Source organism: Microbacterium sp. BLY (genome assembly GCF_017939615.1).
Classification (GTDB): domain Bacteria; phylum Actinomycetota; class Actinomycetes; order Actinomycetales; family Microbacteriaceae; genus Microbacterium.
Genome location: NZ_JAGKSR010000001.1, coordinates 1,198,705 through 1,216,662 on the forward strand (window position 1 = coordinate 1,198,705; position 17,958 = coordinate 1,216,662).

At 70.1% G+C, this 17,958-nt stretch carries 18 protein-coding genes; 12 read left to right on the forward strand and 6 right to left on the reverse strand.

Annotated elements, in window-relative coordinates; genetic code table 11:
- Nucleotides 1-7: 7 nt before the first annotated feature.
- Together KAF39_RS06065 and KAF39_RS06070 are read right to left on the reverse strand one after the other, a co-directional pair.
- Entirely contained in the window at nt 8-1,285 is a 1,278-nt protein-coding gene (locus tag KAF39_RS06065) for an amidohydrolase (protein WP_210676419.1), read from the reverse strand.
- Nucleotides 1,286-1,306: 21 nt separating this feature from the next.
- Complete coding sequence (locus KAF39_RS06070) at nt 1,307-1,969, reverse strand: TetR/AcrR family transcriptional regulator (RefSeq protein WP_246878245.1); 663 nt, start codon at nt 1,967-1,969, stop codon at nt 1,307-1,309.
- A gap of 135 nt (nt 1,970-2,104) precedes the next feature.
- On the opposite strand from KAF39_RS06070, the gene KAF39_RS06075 reads away from it, so the two are divergent.
- The 10 genes from KAF39_RS06075 (at nt 2,105) to KAF39_RS06120 (ending at nt 11,807) form a co-directional block, all read left to right on the forward strand.
- On the forward strand, nt 2,105-3,766 hold the full coding sequence (locus KAF39_RS06075) for an ABC transporter substrate-binding protein (RefSeq protein WP_210676420.1): 1,662 nt from the start codon (nt 2,105-2,107) through the stop codon (nt 3,764-3,766).
- Between the two features lie 103 nt (nt 3,767-3,869).
- Nucleotides 3,870-4,694: an ABC transporter ATP-binding protein gene (locus KAF39_RS06080; protein ID WP_210676421.1), complete on the forward strand. Its 825-nt coding sequence runs from the start codon at nt 3,870-3,872 to the stop codon at nt 4,692-4,694.
- The gene (locus tag KAF39_RS06085) at nt 4,691-5,497 is read left to right on the forward strand and encodes an ABC transporter ATP-binding protein (RefSeq protein ID WP_210676422.1); all 807 of its coding nucleotides are present in this window, start codon (nt 4,691-4,693) and stop codon (nt 5,495-5,497) included. Before KAF39_RS06080 ends, KAF39_RS06085 begins: the two co-directional genes overlap by 4 nt.
- On the forward strand, nt 5,494-6,582 hold the full coding sequence (locus tag KAF39_RS06090; RefSeq protein WP_210676423.1) for an ABC transporter permease: 1,089 nt from the start codon (nt 5,494-5,496) through the stop codon (nt 6,580-6,582). Before KAF39_RS06085 ends, KAF39_RS06090 begins: the two co-directional genes overlap by 4 nt.
- 1 nt (nt 6,583) lies before the next feature.
- Entirely contained in the window at nt 6,584-7,723 is a 1,140-nt protein-coding gene (locus tag KAF39_RS06095) for an ABC transporter permease (RefSeq protein ID WP_210676424.1), read from the forward strand.
- Nucleotides 7,723-9,975, forward strand: coding sequence for a glycoside hydrolase family 3 N-terminal domain-containing protein (locus KAF39_RS06100; protein ID WP_210676425.1), 2,253 nt, complete (start codon nt 7,723-7,725; stop codon nt 9,973-9,975). Before KAF39_RS06095 ends, KAF39_RS06100 begins: the two co-directional genes overlap by 1 nt.
- 118 nt (nt 9,976-10,093) lie before the next feature.
- The gene (gene fdxA, locus KAF39_RS06105) at nt 10,094-10,420 is read left to right on the forward strand and encodes a ferredoxin (RefSeq protein WP_210676426.1); all 327 of its coding nucleotides are present in this window, start codon (nt 10,094-10,096) and stop codon (nt 10,418-10,420) included.
- Nucleotides 10,417-10,623 (forward strand): hypothetical protein, encoded by a 207-nt coding sequence (locus tag KAF39_RS06110; protein WP_210676427.1) that lies wholly within the window; start codon nt 10,417-10,419, stop codon nt 10,621-10,623. Before fdxA ends, KAF39_RS06110 begins: the two co-directional genes overlap by 4 nt.
- Entirely contained in the window at nt 10,620-11,156 is a 537-nt protein-coding gene (locus KAF39_RS06115) for a flavin reductase family protein (RefSeq protein WP_174521465.1), read from the forward strand. The genes KAF39_RS06110 and KAF39_RS06115 overlap by 4 nt, the downstream gene beginning before the upstream one ends.
- A 24-nt stretch (nt 11,157-11,180) precedes the next feature.
- Nucleotides 11,181-11,807, forward strand: coding sequence for a superoxide dismutase (locus KAF39_RS06120; RefSeq protein WP_210676428.1), 627 nt, complete (start codon nt 11,181-11,183; stop codon nt 11,805-11,807).
- Nucleotides 11,808-11,914: 107 nt separating this feature from the next.
- On the opposite strand, the gene KAF39_RS06125 is transcribed toward KAF39_RS06120, so the two are convergent.
- Nucleotides 11,915-12,181, reverse strand: a complete 267-nt coding sequence (locus tag KAF39_RS06125; protein WP_210676429.1) for a metal-sensitive transcriptional regulator — start codon at nt 12,179-12,181, stop codon at nt 11,915-11,917.
- A gap of 93 nt (nt 12,182-12,274) precedes the next feature.
- On the opposite strand from KAF39_RS06125, the gene KAF39_RS06130 reads away from it, so the two are divergent.
- Together KAF39_RS06130 and KAF39_RS06135 are read left to right on the forward strand one after the other, a co-directional pair.
- Nucleotides 12,275-12,439, forward strand: a complete 165-nt coding sequence (locus KAF39_RS06130) for a hypothetical protein (RefSeq protein WP_210676430.1) — start codon at nt 12,275-12,277, stop codon at nt 12,437-12,439.
- Nucleotides 12,436-14,070 (forward strand): FAD-dependent oxidoreductase, encoded by a 1,635-nt coding sequence (locus tag KAF39_RS06135; protein ID WP_210676431.1) that lies wholly within the window; start codon nt 12,436-12,438, stop codon nt 14,068-14,070. Before KAF39_RS06130 ends, KAF39_RS06135 begins: the two co-directional genes overlap by 4 nt.
- 104 nt (nt 14,071-14,174) lie before the next feature.
- Here KAF39_RS06135 and KAF39_RS06140 read toward each other — a convergent pair whose 3' ends face one another.
- The 3 genes from KAF39_RS06140 to KAF39_RS06150 all read right to left on the reverse strand — a co-directional run bounded on the left by KAF39_RS06140 (nt 14,175) and on the right by KAF39_RS06150 (nt 17,944).
- Entirely contained in the window at nt 14,175-15,182 is a 1,008-nt protein-coding gene (locus KAF39_RS06140) for a LacI family DNA-binding transcriptional regulator (protein ID WP_210676432.1), read from the reverse strand.
- Nucleotides 15,183-15,250: 68 nt separating this feature from the next.
- Nucleotides 15,251-16,912: a glycoside hydrolase family 13 protein gene (locus KAF39_RS06145; protein WP_210676433.1), complete on the reverse strand. Its 1,662-nt coding sequence runs from the start codon at nt 16,910-16,912 to the stop codon at nt 15,251-15,253.
- Between the two features lie 135 nt (nt 16,913-17,047).
- On the reverse strand, nt 17,048-17,944 hold the full coding sequence (locus KAF39_RS06150) for an SDR family oxidoreductase (protein WP_210676434.1): 897 nt from the start codon (nt 17,942-17,944) through the stop codon (nt 17,048-17,050).
- Nucleotides 17,945-17,958 lie beyond the last annotated feature (14 nt).

Consider the following 17,958-nt stretch of genomic DNA (forward strand, 5'->3'; position numbering starts at 1 on the left):
CGTCGGCTCAGGCGAGGAATTCCCGAGCGGCCGCCGACATCGCCGTGACGCCCACCTCGATCGTCGGGTGGATCTCCGGTGCGAAGAACGGCGAGTGATTCGTGGGGATGTCCTTCTCCACGGTCCCGGCCGCGACGGCCTCGACGAACCGGGCGGGGTCGACGCCGCCCCAGAACCAGAACACGAGCGGCACCTCGGCGTCGCGCGCGAACCACGAGACGTCCTCGCTGCCGGTGAACATGCCGGGGTCGACCACTGCCGACTCGCCGAGTGCACGACGCAGTGCCTCGGAGACCCGCGCCGTCGCCTCCTCGTCGTTGATCGTGGCGGGCAGGGTGTGCTGGGTGTGGATCTCGGGCTCGCGCTCCGCGCCGGAGGCCATCGCCTCGGCGCGCACGATCCGCTCGACGCTCGCGAGCACCTTCTCGCGCGCGTCCTCGTTCGGGTAGCGGAGGCTGAGCTCCAGCTTCGCCTCGGCCGGGATGATGTTGTTCTTGAGTCCGGCGTGGATCGAGCCGACCGTCACCACGGCCACGCCTTGCGGGTCGATCTCGCGCGAGGTGATCGTCTGCAGGCGCATCACGGTCGCCGCCGCCATCACGACCGGGTCGATCGTGGCGTGCGGGCGGGAGCCGTGACCGCCCCGGCCGTGCAGCGTGACGGTGAGACCGTCGGACGCGGCCATCTGGGTGCCGCTGCGCACGCCGATGATCCCGGCGGGGAGCGGGGTGACGTGCTGACCGAGCACCACGTCGGGCTTCGGGTAGCGGGCGAGCAGGCCGTCGTCGAGCATGGCCCTGGCGCCCGCGCCGTACTCCTCGGCAGGCTGGATGAGCACGACGAGGGTGCCCGACCACTCCTCCCGGTCGGCGACGAGCTTCTCGACGGCGCCGATCATCGCGGTGACGTGCATGTCGTGACCGCAGGCGTGCATCACCGGCACCGTCGTGCCGGCCGGGTCGACGCCCTTCGCGGTGCTCGCGTACGCCAGTCCCGTCTGCTCCTCCACCGGCAGCGCGTCCATGTCGGCGCGCACCCACACCACCGGCCGCGGGAACTCCTCCTTGGCCCCTGCGCCCTGGGTCCCTGAGCCTGTCGAAGGGCCTGAGCCCGTCGAAGGGTTCCGCAGCACGCCGACGACGCCGGTGATGCCGACCCCCTCCTCGACGTCGAGTCCGAGGTCGCGCAGGTGCTGGGCGGCGATGCCCGCGGTCCTTGTCTCCTGGAACGACAGCTCGGGGTGCTGGTGCAGATCGATGTAGAGCGCTTCGAGGTCGATGGGCATGGCCCGAGCCTAGCCCGGAGGTCAGGGCCGCGCGTAGGACTCCAGGGCCGGCCCCGGCCGCAGCACGCCGTTCACGATCGCCCGGATGGCGAACTCGCTCGATGCGCCGAGGGAGACCACTCCCGGGTGCAGGAGCCACTGGAGCTGCAGACCGTCCATCACGGCGAGGATGGCGGCTGAGGCGGCGGCGATGGTCGCAGGTTCGGTCACGCCCTCCTGGGCGCAGAGCTCCCCGAACGCCGCCGCCACCTCCCGGCGCAGGGTCGTGTAGCGCTCCTCGAAATACTCGCGACCGGGATGATCGTCAGTCACCGACTCGGAGGACAGGACCGTGTAGGCCTGCACGATGCCGGGCCGCTTCTCGTTGGCGAAGGCCGTGCGGACGAGGTGGAGGAACAGCTCCGGGCCGTCGGGGATGTGCTTCTCGGCGAGGTCGGCCACGTCGGCCTGGTCGCGGTAGGCGAGTACCTCGAGGAGGAGCTTCTGCTTCGAACCGAAGTGGTGCAGCACGCCCGCATGGGTGATGCCGACCTGCTCGGCGACGTCGGCGAGCGTTCCGTTCGCGGACCCCTTGTTGCCGAAGATCTCGACCGCCGCTTTGAGGATCTGCTCGCGCTTCTCCCGCGTCGCCGGGCGCACCCGCACTGCGTGCACGTCGTCCGTCATGAGCCCACCTCCCGTCATCCCGCTCTGCTTGCCAACCAACTTACTCCTCGGTAACCTCTCCCCAACTTACTTTCTCGACAGTAAGCAAAGTGTCGGTCGGTGGTGATCCCTCGGCCGCGACGCCGCACAAGGACCCGTGCCCAAGGAGAAGCAATGAAGCTCACGAAAACCCTGATCGCCGCCAGCGCGGTCGCCGTCCTCGGCGTCTCCGCGCTCGCCGGATGCTCGGCGGGCGGTGGATCCGGCGATGGCGCCGGATCCGCGTCCCTCACCATCGCGAAGCCCGACGGCGCGATCAGCACCGAGTCGAACAACCCGTTCGTCGGTGACTCCGCCGCGTCGAAGTACGGCTACGCCAAGGTGGTGTTCGAGACTCTGGCCCTGGTGAACCAGACCGGTGACCGCGGTGTGACGCCGTGGCTCGCCGAGAGCCTCGAGTGGAACGACGACTACACGCAGCTCACCGTCGTCCCCCGCGCGGACGTCACCTGGAGCGACGGCGAGCCGTTCACGGCCGACGACATCGTCTTCTCCTTCGAGACCGCCTCGATCCCCGCCCTCGACACCGCCGGCCTCAAGTACGAGGGCGCCGAGGTCGACGGCGACAAGGTCGTGCTGAGCTTCGGCGACTCCAAGTACGTCAACCAGGCACGCGTGCTGCACGTGCCGATCGTCCCGAAGCACATCTGGGAGAACTTCGACGACCCGGCCACCGACCCCGTCAAGGGCGACGACCTCGTCGGCACCGGCCCGTACGCGATGGCGAACTGGTCGACCGAGTCGGTCACGCTCGACGCGCGCGACGACTACTGGGGCGGCGACCTCGCCGTGCCGGAGTTGCACTACGTCTCGTACGGCGACAACACGGCCCTCACCACGGCCCTCGCGAACGGCGACGCCGACTGGGCGCAGGCGTTCATCCCGCAGATCGAGGAGCAGTTCCTCTCGGCCGACCCCGAGCACAACAAGTTCCTCGCCTCTCCGACCACCGGTTCCGCCACGCTGTTCATGAACCTGCAGCAGAAGCCGTTCGACGACCCCGCCTTCCGTCAGGCGCTCGCCTGGGTGATCGACCGCGACGCCTACGTCGACATCGCGCGCGAGGGTGCCAGCGAGCCGGTCTGGTCGGTCACGGGACTGTCGTCGATCCTCGAAGACGAGATCCAGCCGGAGTTCCAGGGCGTGGACTACAAGGTCGACACCGAGAAGGCGCGTGACCTGCTGGAGACCGCCGGCTACACGTGGAAGGACGACGCCCTGATCGACCCCGACGGCACGCCCGTCTCGTTCACGCTCTCCGTCCCGTCCGGCTGGAGCGACTGGAACACCGCGCAGGAGCTCATCGCCGAGGACGTGAAGGACGGCATCGGCGCCGAGGTCAAGATCGACATGCCCGACTGGGGCGGCTGGGCCGACCCCCGCGACAACGGCACGTTCTCCGCGATCATCCACTGGCTCGAGGACAGCGGCACGGCGTACGGCCTGTACACCTCGACCATGGACCCGCGGTGGATCTCGCCCGAGGGCAAGGCCGGCTTCAACTTCGGCCGCTTCGACGACCCGGAGGCGACGGCCGCGCTGAACACCTACGCCAACGCCTCGTCCGACGAGGAGCGCACGACCGCCATCGACACGCTGCAGACGATCTTCTCGGAGCAGGTGCCGGCCATCCCGCTGGGCGCCCACCCGCTGCTGGGTGAGTTCAACACGCGCAACTACGTCGGCTGGCCGTCGGAGACCGACACCTACGCGTCCGCCGATCCGACGCAGCCGAACATCGTGCAGATCCTCACGAAGCTGAAGCCCGCCGAGTAGGACTTCGACAGGCTCAGCCACCCAGGCGGGGCTTCGACAGGCTCAGCCACCCAGATGGGTCCCTGAGCCTGTCGAAGGGCCCGCCCCCACCGAAGGACACCCCATGCCAGATCCTCTGCTCACCGTGCGCGACTTCTCCGTCGTGTACGACGTCGATCCGCCCGTCGAGGCGGTGAAGAACGTGACCCTCGAACTGCAGCGCGGCGAGATCCTCGGCCTCGCCGGGGAGAGCGGATGCGGCAAGACCACGCTGGCCTACGGCGTGCAGCGCCTGCTGCGCGCTCCGGCCGTCATCACCGGCGGCAGCGTGACGTTCCACGACGCGACCGGCAGCGACATTGACATCAACGCGCTCGACGTCGGCGCGATGCAGCGATTCCGCTGGGACAAGGTGTCGATGGTGTTCCAGGGCGCGATGAACGCCCTCAACCCCGTGGCGACGATCGGCTCGCAGCTGGAGGACGTGTTCGAGATCCACCGCCCCGACATGAACCGCAGGCAGCGGCGTGCCGAGGCCGAGGAGCTGCTCGAGATCGTCAAGGTCGGCCGTCAGCGTGTGCGCTCCTTCCCCCACGAGCTCTCCGGCGGCATGCGTCAGCGCGTCATGATCGCCATGGCCCTGGCGCTGCGTCCGCAGCTGATGGTCATGGACGAGCCGACGACCGCGCTCGACGTGCTGGTGCAGCGGGAGATCCTCAGGCAGATCTCCCAGCTGCGGCGCGAGTTCGGCTTCTCGGTGATCTTCATCACCCACGACCTTCCGCTCCTGCTGGAGATCAGCGACCGGATCGCGATCATGCGCGACGGAGAGATCATCGAGCTCGATACGGCAGAGCGCATCTGGACGCAGCCGGAGCACGAGTACACGAAGACGCTGCTGTCGTCGTTCCCCCGGCTCACCGGGGAGAAAGGGGTGCTGGTGCGATGACCACGCTCGAATTCCGCAAGGTCACGAAGACCTACAACGTCCGCGGCGCCGGCCAGATCAAAGCCCTCGACGACGTGAGCTTCACCCTGACGTCGGGCCAGACGATCGGCCTGGTCGGCCAGTCCGGCAGCGGCAAGTCCACGATCGCGAAGATCCTCACCCAGCTCGAGACCCCGACCAGCGGCGAGGTGCTGCTCGACGGCGCGCCGATCCCGCGCCGCGGCAGGGGCCTGCGGACCTACCGCCAGCAGCTGCGGATGGTGTTCCAGGATCCGTTCGCCTCACTCAACCCGTACCACTCGATCCGCTACCACCTGGAGCGGCCGATCCGCCTCGACGACGTGGTGCCGAAGAAGGAGACCGAGAACGAGGTGCGTCGGCTCCTCGACCGGGTGCGCCTCGACGCGGATGCGGTGATCGACCGCCGCCCCCACGAGCTGTCGGGCGGTCAGCGGCAGCGTGTGGCCATCGCCCGTGCCCTGGCCTCGCGGCCCTCGCTCCTCGTCGCCGACGAGCCGGTGTCGATGCTCGACGTCTCCATCCGGCTCGGCGTGCTGAACCTGCTCGCCGACCTGCAGCGCGAAGAGGGGCTCGGCGTGCTCTACATCACGCACGACCTGGCGACCGCCCGGCACTTCAGCGACGAGATCATGGTCCTCAACCAGGGGCGCGTGGTCGAGTACGGCACCGCCGACGACGTGATCCTCGACCCGCAGGATCCGTACACCCGCGAGCTGCGCGCGGCCTCTCCCGATCCGGAGAAGCACTTCGCCGCGGCGGCATCGAACGGAGGCGCGCTGTGAGCACCGCATTCCCCCAGCTCGACGACAACGACCTCGTCGCCCGCGATGCCCTCGAGGTCGGCACCACGGCGACCACGGCGGAGCGCACCAGGCGGCCGGTGCCGTGGCGCTTCTTCGCCGGTCGGGCGGCGTTCTACCTGTTCACACTGTGGGCGGCGATCACGATCAACTTCTTCCTGCCGCGCCTCATGAAGGGCGATGCGGTCAGCTCGTACCTCGCGCGCAACCGCACCGTGAGCCCCGAGGCGGCGGACGCCCTGCGCGTGCTCCTCGGCATCGACACCGACAAGTCCATCTGGCAGCAGTACCTGGAGTACTGGGGGATGCTGCTGCGCGGCGACCTCGGCATCTCGACCCTGCACGGTCTGCGGCCGGTCGCCGAGGTACTCGCCGCCGCCCTGCCCTGGACGCTCGGGCTGGTCGGCATCGCGACCATCATCTCGTTCGCGATCGGCACGCTGCTCGGAGCCGTCGTCGGATGGAAGCGGGGCAGCCGGCTCGACGCGATCATCCCGGTGACGACGTTCTTCAACACGATCCCGTACTTCTGGCTGGGACTCATCGCGATCGCGATCTTCTCCTCGACCCTGAAGTGGTTCCCCTCCTCGCACGCCTACGACAAGGGCCAGTCGCCGGAGTGGAGCCTCGACTTCATCGGCCAGGTGATCATGCACGGCACGCTCCCGGCCCTGACCATCGTCGTCGCCTCGCTCGGCGGGTGGGTGCTCGGCATGCGCAACATGATGCTGACGGTGCTCGACGACGACTACATCACGGTCGCGCAGGCGAAGGGCATGCCCAGCAAGCGGGTGCTCTGGGGCTACGCCGCCCGCAACGCGGTGCTGCCGCAGATCCAGAGCTTCGCGCTGTCGATCGGCTTCATCGTCGGCGGCACGATCGTCATGGAGATGGTGTTCAGCTATCCGGGCGTCGGCAAGCTGCTGCTCGACGCGACCAACGCCAAGGACTTCGCCCTCATGCAGGGCGTGTTCCTCGTGATCACGCTGTCGGTGCTCGTGGCCAACATCCTCGCCGATGTCGTCTACGCCTACCTCGACCCGCGCACGCGCCAGATGGAGTCCTGACATGACCGTTCCCACCACCGCAGCGAACACGGCGCCCGACGGATCGGCCGTCGTCTCCGGCATGCCCGAGACCGCCACGCTGCGCACCCCGCCGGCAGGAGCGCCGCCGCGCAAGACCTTCTGGTCGCAGCTCGCGCAGGCGTTCGCGATGTTCCGCAACCCCAAGTCGATCGCCGGGCTCCTCATCCTCGGGGCGTTCGTGCTCATCGCCGTCTTCGCCCCCTGGATCGCCCCGTACGGGCCGACCCAGAAGGACCGCACGGCGCTCCGTCAGCCACCCTCCTGGGAGCACTGGCTGGGCACGACGCACATGGGTGAGGACGTGCTGAGCCAGATCATCTACGGCACCCGCGGGGTGATCGTCGTCGGCTTCCTCGCGGCGTGCATCGCCACGGTCATCGCGATCACCATCGGTGTGATCGCCGGCTACGTGCGCGGCTGGAAGAGCGAATCGCTGTCGGCGCTGACCAACGTGTTCCTCGTGATCCCCGGCATCCCGCTCATCATCATCATCGCCTCGCAGTTCGAGAACCCGCCGCTGATCGTGATCGCCGCGGTGCTCGGACTCACGGGCTGGGCGTGGGGTGCCCGCGTGCTCCGGGCGCAGACGATGTCGCTGCGCAACCGCGACTTCATCCAGGCCGCGCGCGCCAACGGCGAACCGCTGCGTCGCATCATCACGGTCGAGATGCTCCCGAACCTCATGGCGCTGATCGCCTCGAGCTTCGTCGGCACCGTGACGGCGGCGATCCTCGGCCTCACGACCCTGGCCTTTATCGGGGTGATCCCGGTGAGCAACCTCAACTGGGGGACCATCCTGTTCTGGGCGCAGCAGAACGGCGCCTTCCCGCGACTGTGGTGGTGGTACGTGCCGGCCGGACTCTGCATCGCGATCATCGGCGTCGCGCTCTCGCTCATCAACTTCGGCATCGACGAGTACGTCAATCCGAGGCTGCGGTCGGCCGGTGAGCGGGCCAGGGCGATGAAGAAGAAGGGGCTGAACGTGAACGATGCCGTCACGGCCGTCCGCAGCGTGCCCCTGCCGAAGAAGGCCCCCGATCCCGTATCGTCGGCGACCTCGTCCGACGACTCGGACCCTGCCGACTCCTCGAACCAGAACACGAACCAGAACACGAAGTGATGACCTCCCAGACTCTGACGACGCAGCTCCCGTACCACGACCCCGCTCTCTCGATCCCCGAACGTGTGGCCGACCTCCTCAGCAGGATGACGCTGGAGGAGAAGGTCGGGCAGATGCTGCAGCTCGACGCCCGCGACGACATCGACGACCACGTGCTCCGGCGGCACGCGGGGTCGATCCTGCACGCCTCGGACGAGCGTCTGCGGCGGGCCGCGGGCCTGGTCGCGCAGACCCGGCTCGGCATCCCGCTGCTCGTGGGCGAGGACTGCATCCACGGCCACTCGTTCTGGCCCGGAGGCACGATCTACCCCACGCAGCTCGGCATGGCCGCCTCCTGGGATCCGGCTCTCGTGGAGCGCGTCGCGCGGGCGACGGCCGAGGAGGTCGCGGCGACCGGCATCCACTGGACGTTCTCGCCGGTGCTGTGCATCGCCCGCGACCTGCGCTGGGGACGGGTGGGGGAGACCTTCGGGGAGGACCCGTTCCTGATCGGGGAGCTCGCGAGCGCGATGGTGCGCGGGTATCAGGGAGACGGCCTCGACGATCCGACGGCCATCCTCGCGACGGCCAAGCACTTCGCCGGCTACTCCGAGACGCAGGGCGGACGCGACGCCAGCGAGGCGGACATCTCCCCGCGCAAGCTGCGTTCCTGGTTCCTGCCGCCGTTCGAGCGGGTGGCGCGTGAGGGGTGCCGCACCTTCATGCTCGGGTACCAGACGACCGACGGGGTGCCGATCACGCTGAACGAGTGGCTGCTCAGCGACGTGCTCCGCGGCGAGTGGGGCTACACCGGCACCCTCATCACCGACTGGGACAACGTGGGCCGGATGGTGTGGGAGCAGCGGGTGCAGCCCGACCTCACCCATGCCGCGGCCGCGGCCGTGCGCGCCGGGAACGACATGGTGATGACCACGCCCGGGTTCTTCGAGGGGGCGCTGGACGCGGTCGCCCGGGGGCTGCTGCCGGAGGACGCGTTCGACGACGCGGTCTCCCGCATCCTCGCGCTGAAGTTCGAGCTGGGACTCTTCGAGGACCCGCGGCTGCCCCGCGACGACGTGTCCGCCGTGGTCGGCAGCGCCGCGCACGCAGGCCTCAACCTCGAGATCGCACGCCGGTCCCTCGTGCTCCTCGAGAACGACGGGGTGCTGCCGCTGGATGCCGCGGCACCGCTGCGGGTGGCGGTGACCGGACCGCTCGCGGACGATGCGCAGACGCAGCTCGGTGACTGGGCCGGCGGTTCGGGCCAGGCAGGATGGCTCGACGGACAGCCCCGCGAGATGATCACCACCGTGCTCGACGGACTGCGGGCGGTCGACGGGTGGAGCGTGACCTCGACGCGTGGGGCGGACATCCTCACGCTCGCCGACGACCCCCGCGGCACGCACTTCCCGGACAACCAGCCGCGTCCTCCCGTGGTGCAGCCGTGCCCGCCGGATCCCGCGCTGATCGCGGAGGCGGTCGCGGACGCGGAGGCCGCGGACGTCGTGGTCGCGGTGGTCGGCGATCGCATCGAGCTCGTCGGCGAAGGGCGGTCCACCGCCACGCTGGAGCTCATCGGCGGACAGAACGCCCTGCTCGACGCCCTCATCGACACCGGGAAGCCCGTCGTCGTGGTGCTGCTGGCCTCCAAGCCCCTCGTGCTCCCGGCGTCGGTGCAGCGCGCGGCGGCGGTGATCTGGGCGGCCAGCCCCGGGATGCAGGGCGGCCGGGCGCTCGCGGATCTCCTCTCGGGGGCAGTGGAGCCGTCGGGCCGGCTGCCGATCTCGTTCGCGCGGCATGCGGGGCAGCAGCCGACCTACTACAACCAGATCCGCGGTCAGCATGGCGACCGCTATGCCGACCTCACCCAGTCGCCCGCATGGGCCTTCGGCGAGGGGCGGTCGTACACGACCGTGGCATATGCCGACCTCGAGCTGGAGCGGGATGACCTGCGCCTCGGCGACACCGTGGTCGGGCACGTGACCGTGACGAACACGGGCGCGCGGCCGGTCCGCGAGACGGTGCAGGCCTACGTGCGGGACGAGGTGACGAGCGTCAGCTGGACCGACCGCGAGCTCAAGGCCTTCCGTCAGGTCGACCTCGCGCCGGAGGAGAGCGCCCGCGTGCGGATCGAGGTCCCCGTCGCCGACTGCACGATCGTGACCGCCGCCGGCGTCCGGACGGTGGAGCCCGGCGCCTTCACCCTCCTCGTCGGCCCCAGCTCCCGCGAGGAGCACCTCCTCCCCGCGCCCTTCGAGATCTCCCCTTCCTGATTCCCCGAGACCCCGCCGTTTCCGCGCAGTGGAGGCGGGGTCTCGGCGCTCGATTTGATCTCAAGTGCACTTGAGGTTTTACGGTGGAGGGCGTGAGTAGGACAGGGATCGAGTCGCGATGACGTACGTGATCGCGCTGCCGTGCGTCGACCTCAAGGACAAGGCCTGCGTCGACGAGTGTCCCGTCGACTGCATCTACGAGGGGGAGCGCACGCTCTACATCCACCCCGACGAGTGCGTGGACTGCGGCGCCTGCGAGCCCGTCTGCCCCGTCGAGGCGATCTACTACGAGGACGACCTGCCCGACGAATGGCAGGACTACTACAAGGTCAACGTGGAGTTCTTCGACGAGATCGGCTCGCCCGGAGGCGCCGCCCGCACCGGACTCCTCCCGCACGACCATCCCCTCGTCGCCGCCCTCCCCCCGCAGGAGGTGCACGAGTGAGCCCGCGCATCGCGATCGTCGACGCGGACCCGCCCCTGGACCTCCCGGGCGTGGTGGACTGGGAGGGATGGTTGCGCATCGACGAGGCCGAGCGCCGCGCCGGAGCCCTCCGCGGACGCGAGCGCACGAAGCTCGTCGACCGCGAGGCCATGCGCGCCCACGCGACACCCACCCCCATCCCTCTCGAGGAGAGCACCCGATGACCCCCGACCCGCACACCACCCCGCACCCCGCCGCCCCGGTGCCGACACCGGTCGGGGAGGGGCTCAAGGCGGCGTTCCGGACCCACCCCGCCGGCGTCGCCATCATCACGGCGCAGGGTCCGGACGGCCCCGTCGGCCTCACGGCGTCGAGCGTGTCGTCGGTCGCGGTCGATCCGGCGGCGATCGTGTTCTCGGTGACCAGGGCGACCGGCAGCGCCGGGGCCATCCTCGGAGCCGAGACCTTCGTCGTGCACCTCATCGACGACGAGCACTCCGCGCTCGCCCAGAGCTTCGCGGTGAGCGGTTCCGAGCGCTTCACGCCCGAGCAGGGCTGGACGACGCTGCCCACCGGCGAGCCGCACCTGGCCGAGGCCCGTGTCGCCCTGCGCTGCCGGGCGATCCAGACCGTGCCCGTCGGCTCGTCGACCGTGGTGATCGCGGAGGTGCTCGAGGTGCTGACGGGCCGCCCCGCCCGCCCGCTCGTGTACATCGACCGCCGTTTCCACGCCCTGTCCCACGACACCGCTCTCTGACCCCGTCACGAAAGGAACACCATCATGTCCACTCCGTACACGCTTCCCGAACTGCCCTACGACTACTCCGCGCTCGAGCCGCACATCTCCGGCAAGATCATGGAGCTGCACCACTCCAAGCACCACCAGGCCTACGTGACCGGCGCGAACACGGCGCTGGAGCAGCTCGCGGCGGCCCGCGACAGCGGCGACCTCGGAGCGGTGAACAAGCTCGAGAAGGACCTCGCGTTCAACCTCGGCGGTCACATCAACCACTCCGTGTTCTGGCAGAACCTCTCGCCCGAGGGTGGCGGGGCGCCGGAGGGTGAGCTGTCGGCGGCTCTCGCGGACTCGTTCGGCTCGATCGACGGCTTCCGCGCGCACTTCACCGCGACCGCGCTCGGAGTGCAGGGCTCCGGCTGGGCCGTTCTCGCCTGGGACTCCGTGGGCGCTCGCCCCGTGATCTTCCAGCTCTTCGACCAGCAGGGCAACGTGCCGCTCGGCGTGACGCCGCTGCTGCAGCTGGACGTGTGGGAGCACGCCTACTACCTCGACTACCTCAACGTCCGCGCCGACTACGTCAAGGCGTTCTGGAACCTCGTGAACTGGCCTGACGTGCAGCGTCGCTTCGAGACGGCGCGCACGGCGACCGCCGGTCTCATCGTTCCCTGACCCCCGCCGACCCGGCCCCTTGCGTGCCTCCCGGCCCCTTGCGTGCCTCCCGGCCCGTTGCGATCGTCCGCAACGGGCCGGGGTGGCCGCAAGGGGCCGGGTCGCGTTCAGGCGAGGGAGAGGAAGAGCTTCTCCAGGTCGGGGAGGGGAACCGCATCGTCCTGCGCGGGGTCTTCCAGGCACGTCTTCATCGCCGAGGCGATGATCTGGAACCCTGCCTTGTCGAGAGCCGAGGTCACGGCGGCGAGCTGGGTGACGACCGCCCGGCAGTCCCCACCGCTCTCGACCGCGGCGATGACGGCGCCGAGCTGTCCCTGGGCGCGCTTGAGGCGGTTGGCGATCTTGCGTTGCGTGTCGGTGTCGACGGTGGTCATGGTCACTCCCTGAAGGCCGGCTGTGTGCTCCACTATACCCCCGGGGGTATAGTGTCCGGATACCCACCGGGGTATCGAGTGAGGAGTGAACACATGTGTCGAGCAGCCCGATGCCGTACCTGCGGCAAGACCACCTGGGCCGGATGCGGCCAGCACGTCGACGCCGTCCGTCGCACCGTCCCCGCGTCGGACTGGTGCGCCGGCCACCCGAAGGGCGAGACCACGGGCGGGCTGCTGTCCCGGCTGTTCGGCCGATGAGCGCGCCGCTCCGTGTCGTCATCGTCGGGGGCGTCGCCGGCGGCATGTCGGCAGCGACCCGGCTCCGGCGACTCGACGAGTCCGCGGAGATCGTCGTCTTCGAGCGCGGGCCCGAGGTCTCCTACGCCAACTGCGGCCTGCCGTACTACGTGGGCGGTGTCATCGAGGAGAGGGACGCCCTGCTGTTGCAGACCCCGGAGTCGCTGCACCGCCGCTTCCGGCTCGACGTGCGCGTGCGCCACGAGGTCGTCGCCGTCGACACCGAGCGGAAGACGGTCGAGGTCATCGATCTCGACACCGGGCGCCGCAGCACCCATCCGTACGACCACCTCGTGCTCGCCGCCGGCGCCCGGCCCCGCCGTGACGAGCCCGGCGGCGCCCTCCCGACGCGGAGCCTGCGGACCGTGGCCGATGCCGATGCGATCGACGCCGCCCTCCGTCCGGGGCTTCCGGTGGTCGTCGTGGGCGGCGGCTACACGGGCCTCGAGGCCGTCGAGAACCTCGTCGCCCGGGGCGCGGCCGTGACCCTGGTCCAGCGCGGGGGCCAGCTGCTCGGACCTCTGGATCCGGAGATGGCGGCGCCGCTGACCGCGGAGGTGCGTCGCCGCGGGGTGGACGTGCGGTTCGGAGTCGAGGTCGTGGCCACCGGTGCGGACTCCGTGACCCTGAGCGACGGGACCTCCGTGCCCGCGGAGCTCCTCGTCGACGCCTCCGGGGTCGTGCCCGAGGTCGCACTCGCTCGCGCCGCCGGGATCCGCCTCGGCGAGACCGGCGGCATCGCGGTCGACGACGCCTGCCGCACCAGTGCCCCGGACGTCTTCGCGGTGGGCGACGGCGTCGAGAAGACCGACCTCATCGGCGGCGATGCGGCACTTGTGACCATGGCCGGTCTCGCCAACCGCCACGGGCGCATGGTCGCCGACGTCATCGCCGGTCGGGAGGAGTCGGCGCGCCCCGCCCTCGGCACCGGGATCGTGCAGGTGTTCGGCCTCGCAGCCGCGAAGACGGGATGGAGCGAGACGCAGCTCCGCGCTGCGGGCCGCGACTTCTCCGCCGTGCACGTGCGCCCCGGGTCGCATGCCGGGTACTACCCGGGTGCAGAGATCCTGTCGATGAAGCTCCTCGCCGATCCGGTGTCCGACCGCATCCTCGGGGCGCAGATCGTGGGGCGAGACGGGGTGGACAAACGGATTGACGTCATCGCGACAGCGCTGCAGGCGGGCGTCACGGCCTCCGGGCTCGCGCACCTGGAGCTCGCGTACGCTCCGCAGTTCGGCTCCGCGAAGGATGCCGTGAACATCCTCGGCTACGTCGCGGAGAACACGCGTACCGGGACCACCCCGACCGTCCAGTGGCACGAGCTCGACGACGCCCTGCAGGCGGGGGCCGCCCTCATCGACGTCCGTTCGGCGACGGAGCATGCGAGCGGCGCCATCCCGGGCGCTAGGAACATCCCGCTGGACGAGTTGCGCGACCGCCTCGACGAACTCCCGGACGGGCCGCTCGTCGTGCACTGCCAGGTCGGTCTGCGGGGGCACATCGCCACCCGACTGCTGCGCCAGCACGGGCGCGAGGCGCGCAATCTCGACGGCGGCTACCGCACCTGGCGGGATGCGACCGCGGAGTGCTGAGCTCGACGCGTTCACAACTCAGGAGAATTGGCGCACCTGCGCCCGTCAGGGCCGGAACCGCGGTCTCCGCGCGCCGTACTCCTGAGTTGTGAACGCCGAGCGGCTCAGACGAGCCGGGCGGTCGTGCCGCGCACGTTGAGTTCGTACGGCAGCGCGGCGGGCGGACGCACGGCGTCCGGGTCGGTGATCTTCGCCAGCACCGCGTCGGCCGCCCGCTCCCCCTGCCCGAGCGGGAACTGGTCGACCGTGGTGAGGCGGAAGAACTCGCCGAGCTCATGGCCGTCGATGCCGACGATGGAGAGGTCGCCCGGCACCGCGAAGCCGAGGTCGCGGGCGGCGAGGAGCGCCCCGATGGCCATCTCGTCCGACGCGGCGAACACCGCGGTGGGGCGCGGTCCGGGGCGTCCGAGCAGCTGCTTCGCGGCCCGGTAGCCACCCTCGACCGTGAAGTCGGCGGGCTCGAGGAACGCCGGGTTCAGGGGGACGCCCGCGGTCGCCAGCGCCTTCTCGAAGCCCAGCCGCCGGTTCGTTGGGATGTGGAAGTCGATGTCGAACTCGGGGTTCGCACCGATGTGGGCGATCTCCGTGTGGCCGAGTCCGAGCAGGTGCTCGGTCGCGAGCTGCGCCACGGCGACGTCGTCGACCGTGAGGGTGTCGAGCTTCGGGTTCGGCCCGCCGATCGCGATGACGGGCAGGCCGAGATCGAGGAGCTGCTGCGTCTCGTCCTCGTCCAGCTCGATCGACACGGCGATCACGGCGTCCACGCGCTGGCGGCGCAGGAACGTGTCGAAGACGTGTCGGCGCACGTCCTTGTCGGCGGTGATGTTGTAGAGCGTGATGTCGTAGCCCGCCCGCATCAGCGCCGCGGAGACCCCGGACAGTACGGTGCTGAAGAACCAGCGGTCGAGGAACGGCACCACCACCCCGATGTTGTTGGTGCGTCCGGACGCCAGACTCGAGGCGCGGGAGGAGACCACGTACCCGAGCGAGGCAGCGGCGGCCCGCACGCGCTCCCTGGCGGACTCCGACACGTGCCCGCGTCCGCTCAGCGCGCGGGAGACCGTCGCGGTGGAGACGCCGGCGAGCCGGGCGACCTCGTCGATGCTCGCCATCGTCTGTCCTTCGGGTCGGAGACGTCCGTGGCGCGCCCCTGGTCGAGGCGCGCCACGAGCGCAGGGTGTCAGGCCGTCGTGTACCAGACGGCGGTGTCGACGGGGACCTCGGGGCCGTCGAACGGCTGGCTGCGGAGCAGGATGACCGCGCCCTCCGGGAGGTCGAGCGGGGCCGTGCCGAGGTTCGCGAGCACGTGCACCTCGCCGCGGCGGAACGCGACGGCGTCGGGACCGGCGTCCTCCCACACGAGCGATCCGGTGCCGAAGCCGAACTCGCGGCGGCCGGCGAGCAGGCGCTTGTACAGCGCGAGGGTCGAGGCCGGGTCGACCTCTTCGACGTCCCGGGCGTAGGCCGCCCAGTCCGCGGGCTGCGGGAGCCACGAGAGCCCGGTGTCGTTGAAGCCGAAGGCGGGGGCCTCCGCCTCCCACGGCAGGGGCACGCGGCAGCCGTCGCGTCCGTAGCGCTCGCCGTTCGTGCGGAACCACGTCGGGTCCTGGCGGTACTCGTCCGGGATCTCCATCGCCTCGGGCAGTCCGAGCTCCTCGCCCTGGTACAGGTAGGCGGAGCCGGGGAGCGCGAGCATCAGCGTCGTGGCGGCGCGGGCGCGGGCCAGGCCGATCGCGGTGTCCGGCTTGTCGGGGGTGTTCGGGCCGATGCCCTCGCCCTGCGGGTTGTCGATCGTGAGGGCGAGGCGCGTGGCGTGCCGGACCACGTCGTGGTTGGACAGCACCCAGGTGCTCGGTGCGCCGACCGCGCCGAACTCGTCGAGCGACTCGCGGATCACGTCGCCGAGGGCCTTCGCGTCCCATGCCGTCATCAGGTACGGGAAGTTGAAGGTCTGGTGCATCTCGTCCGGACGCACCCAGAGGGCGGTCTCCTTCAGCGTCGGCATCCAGGCCTCGCCGCACAGTGCGCGGTCGCCGTCGTATTCGGCGAGCACCTTGTGCCAGTCGCGGTAGATCTCGTGCACGCCGTCCTGGCCCCAGTACGGCACGTTCGACTCGCCGCCGCCCATCGAGTCGGCGTCCGTCGGGGGCGTGTAGTCGGGCAGGCCCTCGGTCTTGATCATGCCGTGGGCGACGTCGACCCGGAAGCCGTCGACGCCGCGGTCGAGCCAGAAGCGCAGGATCGAGCGGAACTCCTCCTGCACCTCCTCGTTGTTCCAGTCGAAGTCGGGCTGCGTGGCGTCGAAGATGTGCAGGTACCACTGGCCGGGCGTGCCGTCGGCCTCGGTGACGCGCTGCCACATCCCGCCGCCGAACACCGACTCCCAGTTGTTCGGGGGCAGCTCACCGTTCTCGCCCTTGCCGTCGCGGAAGATGTAGCGCGCACGCTCCGGGCTGCCGGGGGCGGCCTTGAGGGCCTCCTGGAACCAGGGGTGCTGGTCGGACGAGTGGTTGGGGACGAGGTCGACGATGACGCGGATGCCGCGGGCGTGGGCCGCTTCCAGCATCTCGTCGAAGTCGGCCAGGGTGCCGAACAGCGGGTCGACGTCGCGGTAGTCGGCCACGTCGTAGCCGGCGTCGCGCTGCGGACTCGTCATGAACGGGCTCAGCCAGATCGCGTCGACACCCAGTTCCTGCAGGGCATCGAGGCGCTTCGTGATGCCGGGGAGGTCGCCGATGCCGTCGCCCGAGGCGTCCGCGAAGGAGCGGGGGTAGATCTGGTAGATGACGGCGCTGCGCCACCACTCGGAACCGGGGGCTGCGAACTGTTCGAGCTGTGCCATGCGATCAGGCTACTGCAAACGCTTACACTCCCGCCCCTCCCGCCGACCCACCCCTTTCCGTCCGACCCACCCCCTTCCGTACGGCCGGCACGGGCCGGAAGGAACGCAAGGGGGTGGGTCGACGGATGACGAGGGTCAGGGCGTGGGCATGCCGCCGTTGACGTTGAGGGTCTCGCCGAGCACGTAGCTCGATTCCGGGGAGGCGAGGAAGACGTAGGCGGGGGCGAGCTCGGCGGGCTGACCCATCCGGCCCAGGGGCGTGTCCTCGCCGAACTGCGCGATCTTCTCCTGCGGCTGCCCGTCGCTCGGCTGCAGCGGGGTCCAGATCGGTCCCGGAGCCACGGCGTTCACGCGGATGCCCTTCGGCGCGAGCTGCTGGGCGAGGCCCTTGGTGAACGCGTTGATGGTCGACTTCGTCGAGGCGTAGTCGACGAGGATGTCGGACGGCGAGTAGGCCTGGATCGAGGTCGTGTTGATGATCGTCGAGCCGGCGGGGAGGTGCGGGAGGGCGGCCTTCGTGATCCAGAACATCGCGTACACGTTCGTCTTGAACGTGTCGTCGAACTGCTCGTCGGTCACGTCGGTGAGCGACTCCTGGAACACCTGCTTGCCGCCGTTGTTGACGAGGATGTCGAGCCCGCCGAGCGCCGCGACGGCCTCGGCCACCAGCGTGCGGCAGTACTCGGGATCGCGGAGGTCACCGGGAATGGTGGCGACGGTGACACCCGCCTCGCGCAGGATGTCGGCGATGCGGCTCGCATCCTGTTCCTCCTCCGGGAGGTAGGAGATCGCGACGTCGGCCCCCTCGCGGGCGAACGCGATGGCCGTGGCCGCCCCGATGCCCGAGTCGCCGCCGGTGATGAGCGCCTTGCGACCGGTCAGTCGACCGGTGCCGCGGTACGACTCCTCGCCGAGGTCGGCCTTCGGGGTGAGATCCGCATCGAGTCCGGGTTCCCGCATGTGCTGCTTCTGCGGCTGGATGTCGGCGTAGAGCTCGACCGGGTTGGTGAACGTGTACTGATCGCGGGACATGGGTGTCCTTTCCG

What these genes read in the sequence shown, in the direction of transcription:
- KAF39_RS06085 (WP_210676422.1), top strand. Translation starts at nt 4,691, where the DNA reads ATGACCACGCTCGAATTCCGCAAGGTCACGAAGACCTACAACGTCCGC.
- KAF39_RS06075 (WP_210676420.1), top strand. Translation starts at nt 2,105, where the DNA reads ATGAAGCTCACGAAAACCCTGATCGCCGCCAGCGCGGTCGCCGTCCTC.
- KAF39_RS06095 (WP_210676424.1), top strand. Translation starts at nt 6,584, where the DNA reads ATGACCGTTCCCACCACCGCAGCGAACACGGCGCCCGACGGATCGGCC.
- KAF39_RS06070 (WP_246878245.1), bottom strand. Translation starts at nt 1,969, where the DNA reads ATGACGGGAGGTGGGCTCATGACGGACGACGTGCACGCAGTGCGGGTG.
- KAF39_RS06130 (WP_210676430.1), top strand. Translation starts at nt 12,275, where the DNA reads ATGTGTCGAGCAGCCCGATGCCGTACCTGCGGCAAGACCACCTGGGCC.
- KAF39_RS06125 (WP_210676429.1), bottom strand. Translation starts at nt 12,181, where the DNA reads ATGACCACCGTCGACACCGACACGCAACGCAAGATCGCCAACCGCCTC.
- KAF39_RS06100 (WP_210676425.1), top strand. Translation starts at nt 7,723, where the DNA reads ATGACCTCCCAGACTCTGACGACGCAGCTCCCGTACCACGACCCCGCT.
- KAF39_RS06150 (WP_210676434.1), bottom strand. Translation starts at nt 17,944, where the DNA reads ATGTCCCGCGATCAGTACACGTTCACCAACCCGGTCGAGCTCTACGCC.
- KAF39_RS06080 (WP_210676421.1), top strand. Translation starts at nt 3,870, where the DNA reads ATGCCAGATCCTCTGCTCACCGTGCGCGACTTCTCCGTCGTGTACGAC.
- KAF39_RS06115 (WP_174521465.1), top strand. Translation starts at nt 10,620, where the DNA reads ATGACCCCCGACCCGCACACCACCCCGCACCCCGCCGCCCCGGTGCCG.
- KAF39_RS06065 (WP_210676419.1), bottom strand. Translation starts at nt 1,285, where the DNA reads ATGCCCATCGACCTCGAAGCGCTCTACATCGATCTGCACCAGCACCCC.
- KAF39_RS06135 (WP_210676431.1), top strand. Translation starts at nt 12,436, where the DNA reads ATGAGCGCGCCGCTCCGTGTCGTCATCGTCGGGGGCGTCGCCGGCGGC.
- KAF39_RS06145 (WP_210676433.1), bottom strand. Translation starts at nt 16,912, where the DNA reads ATGGCACAGCTCGAACAGTTCGCAGCCCCCGGTTCCGAGTGGTGGCGC.
- fdxA (WP_210676426.1), top strand. Translation starts at nt 10,094, where the DNA reads ATGACGTACGTGATCGCGCTGCCGTGCGTCGACCTCAAGGACAAGGCC.
- KAF39_RS06120 (WP_210676428.1), top strand. Translation starts at nt 11,181, where the DNA reads ATGTCCACTCCGTACACGCTTCCCGAACTGCCCTACGACTACTCCGCG.
- KAF39_RS06140 (WP_210676432.1), bottom strand. Translation starts at nt 15,182, where the DNA reads ATGGCGAGCATCGACGAGGTCGCCCGGCTCGCCGGCGTCTCCACCGCG.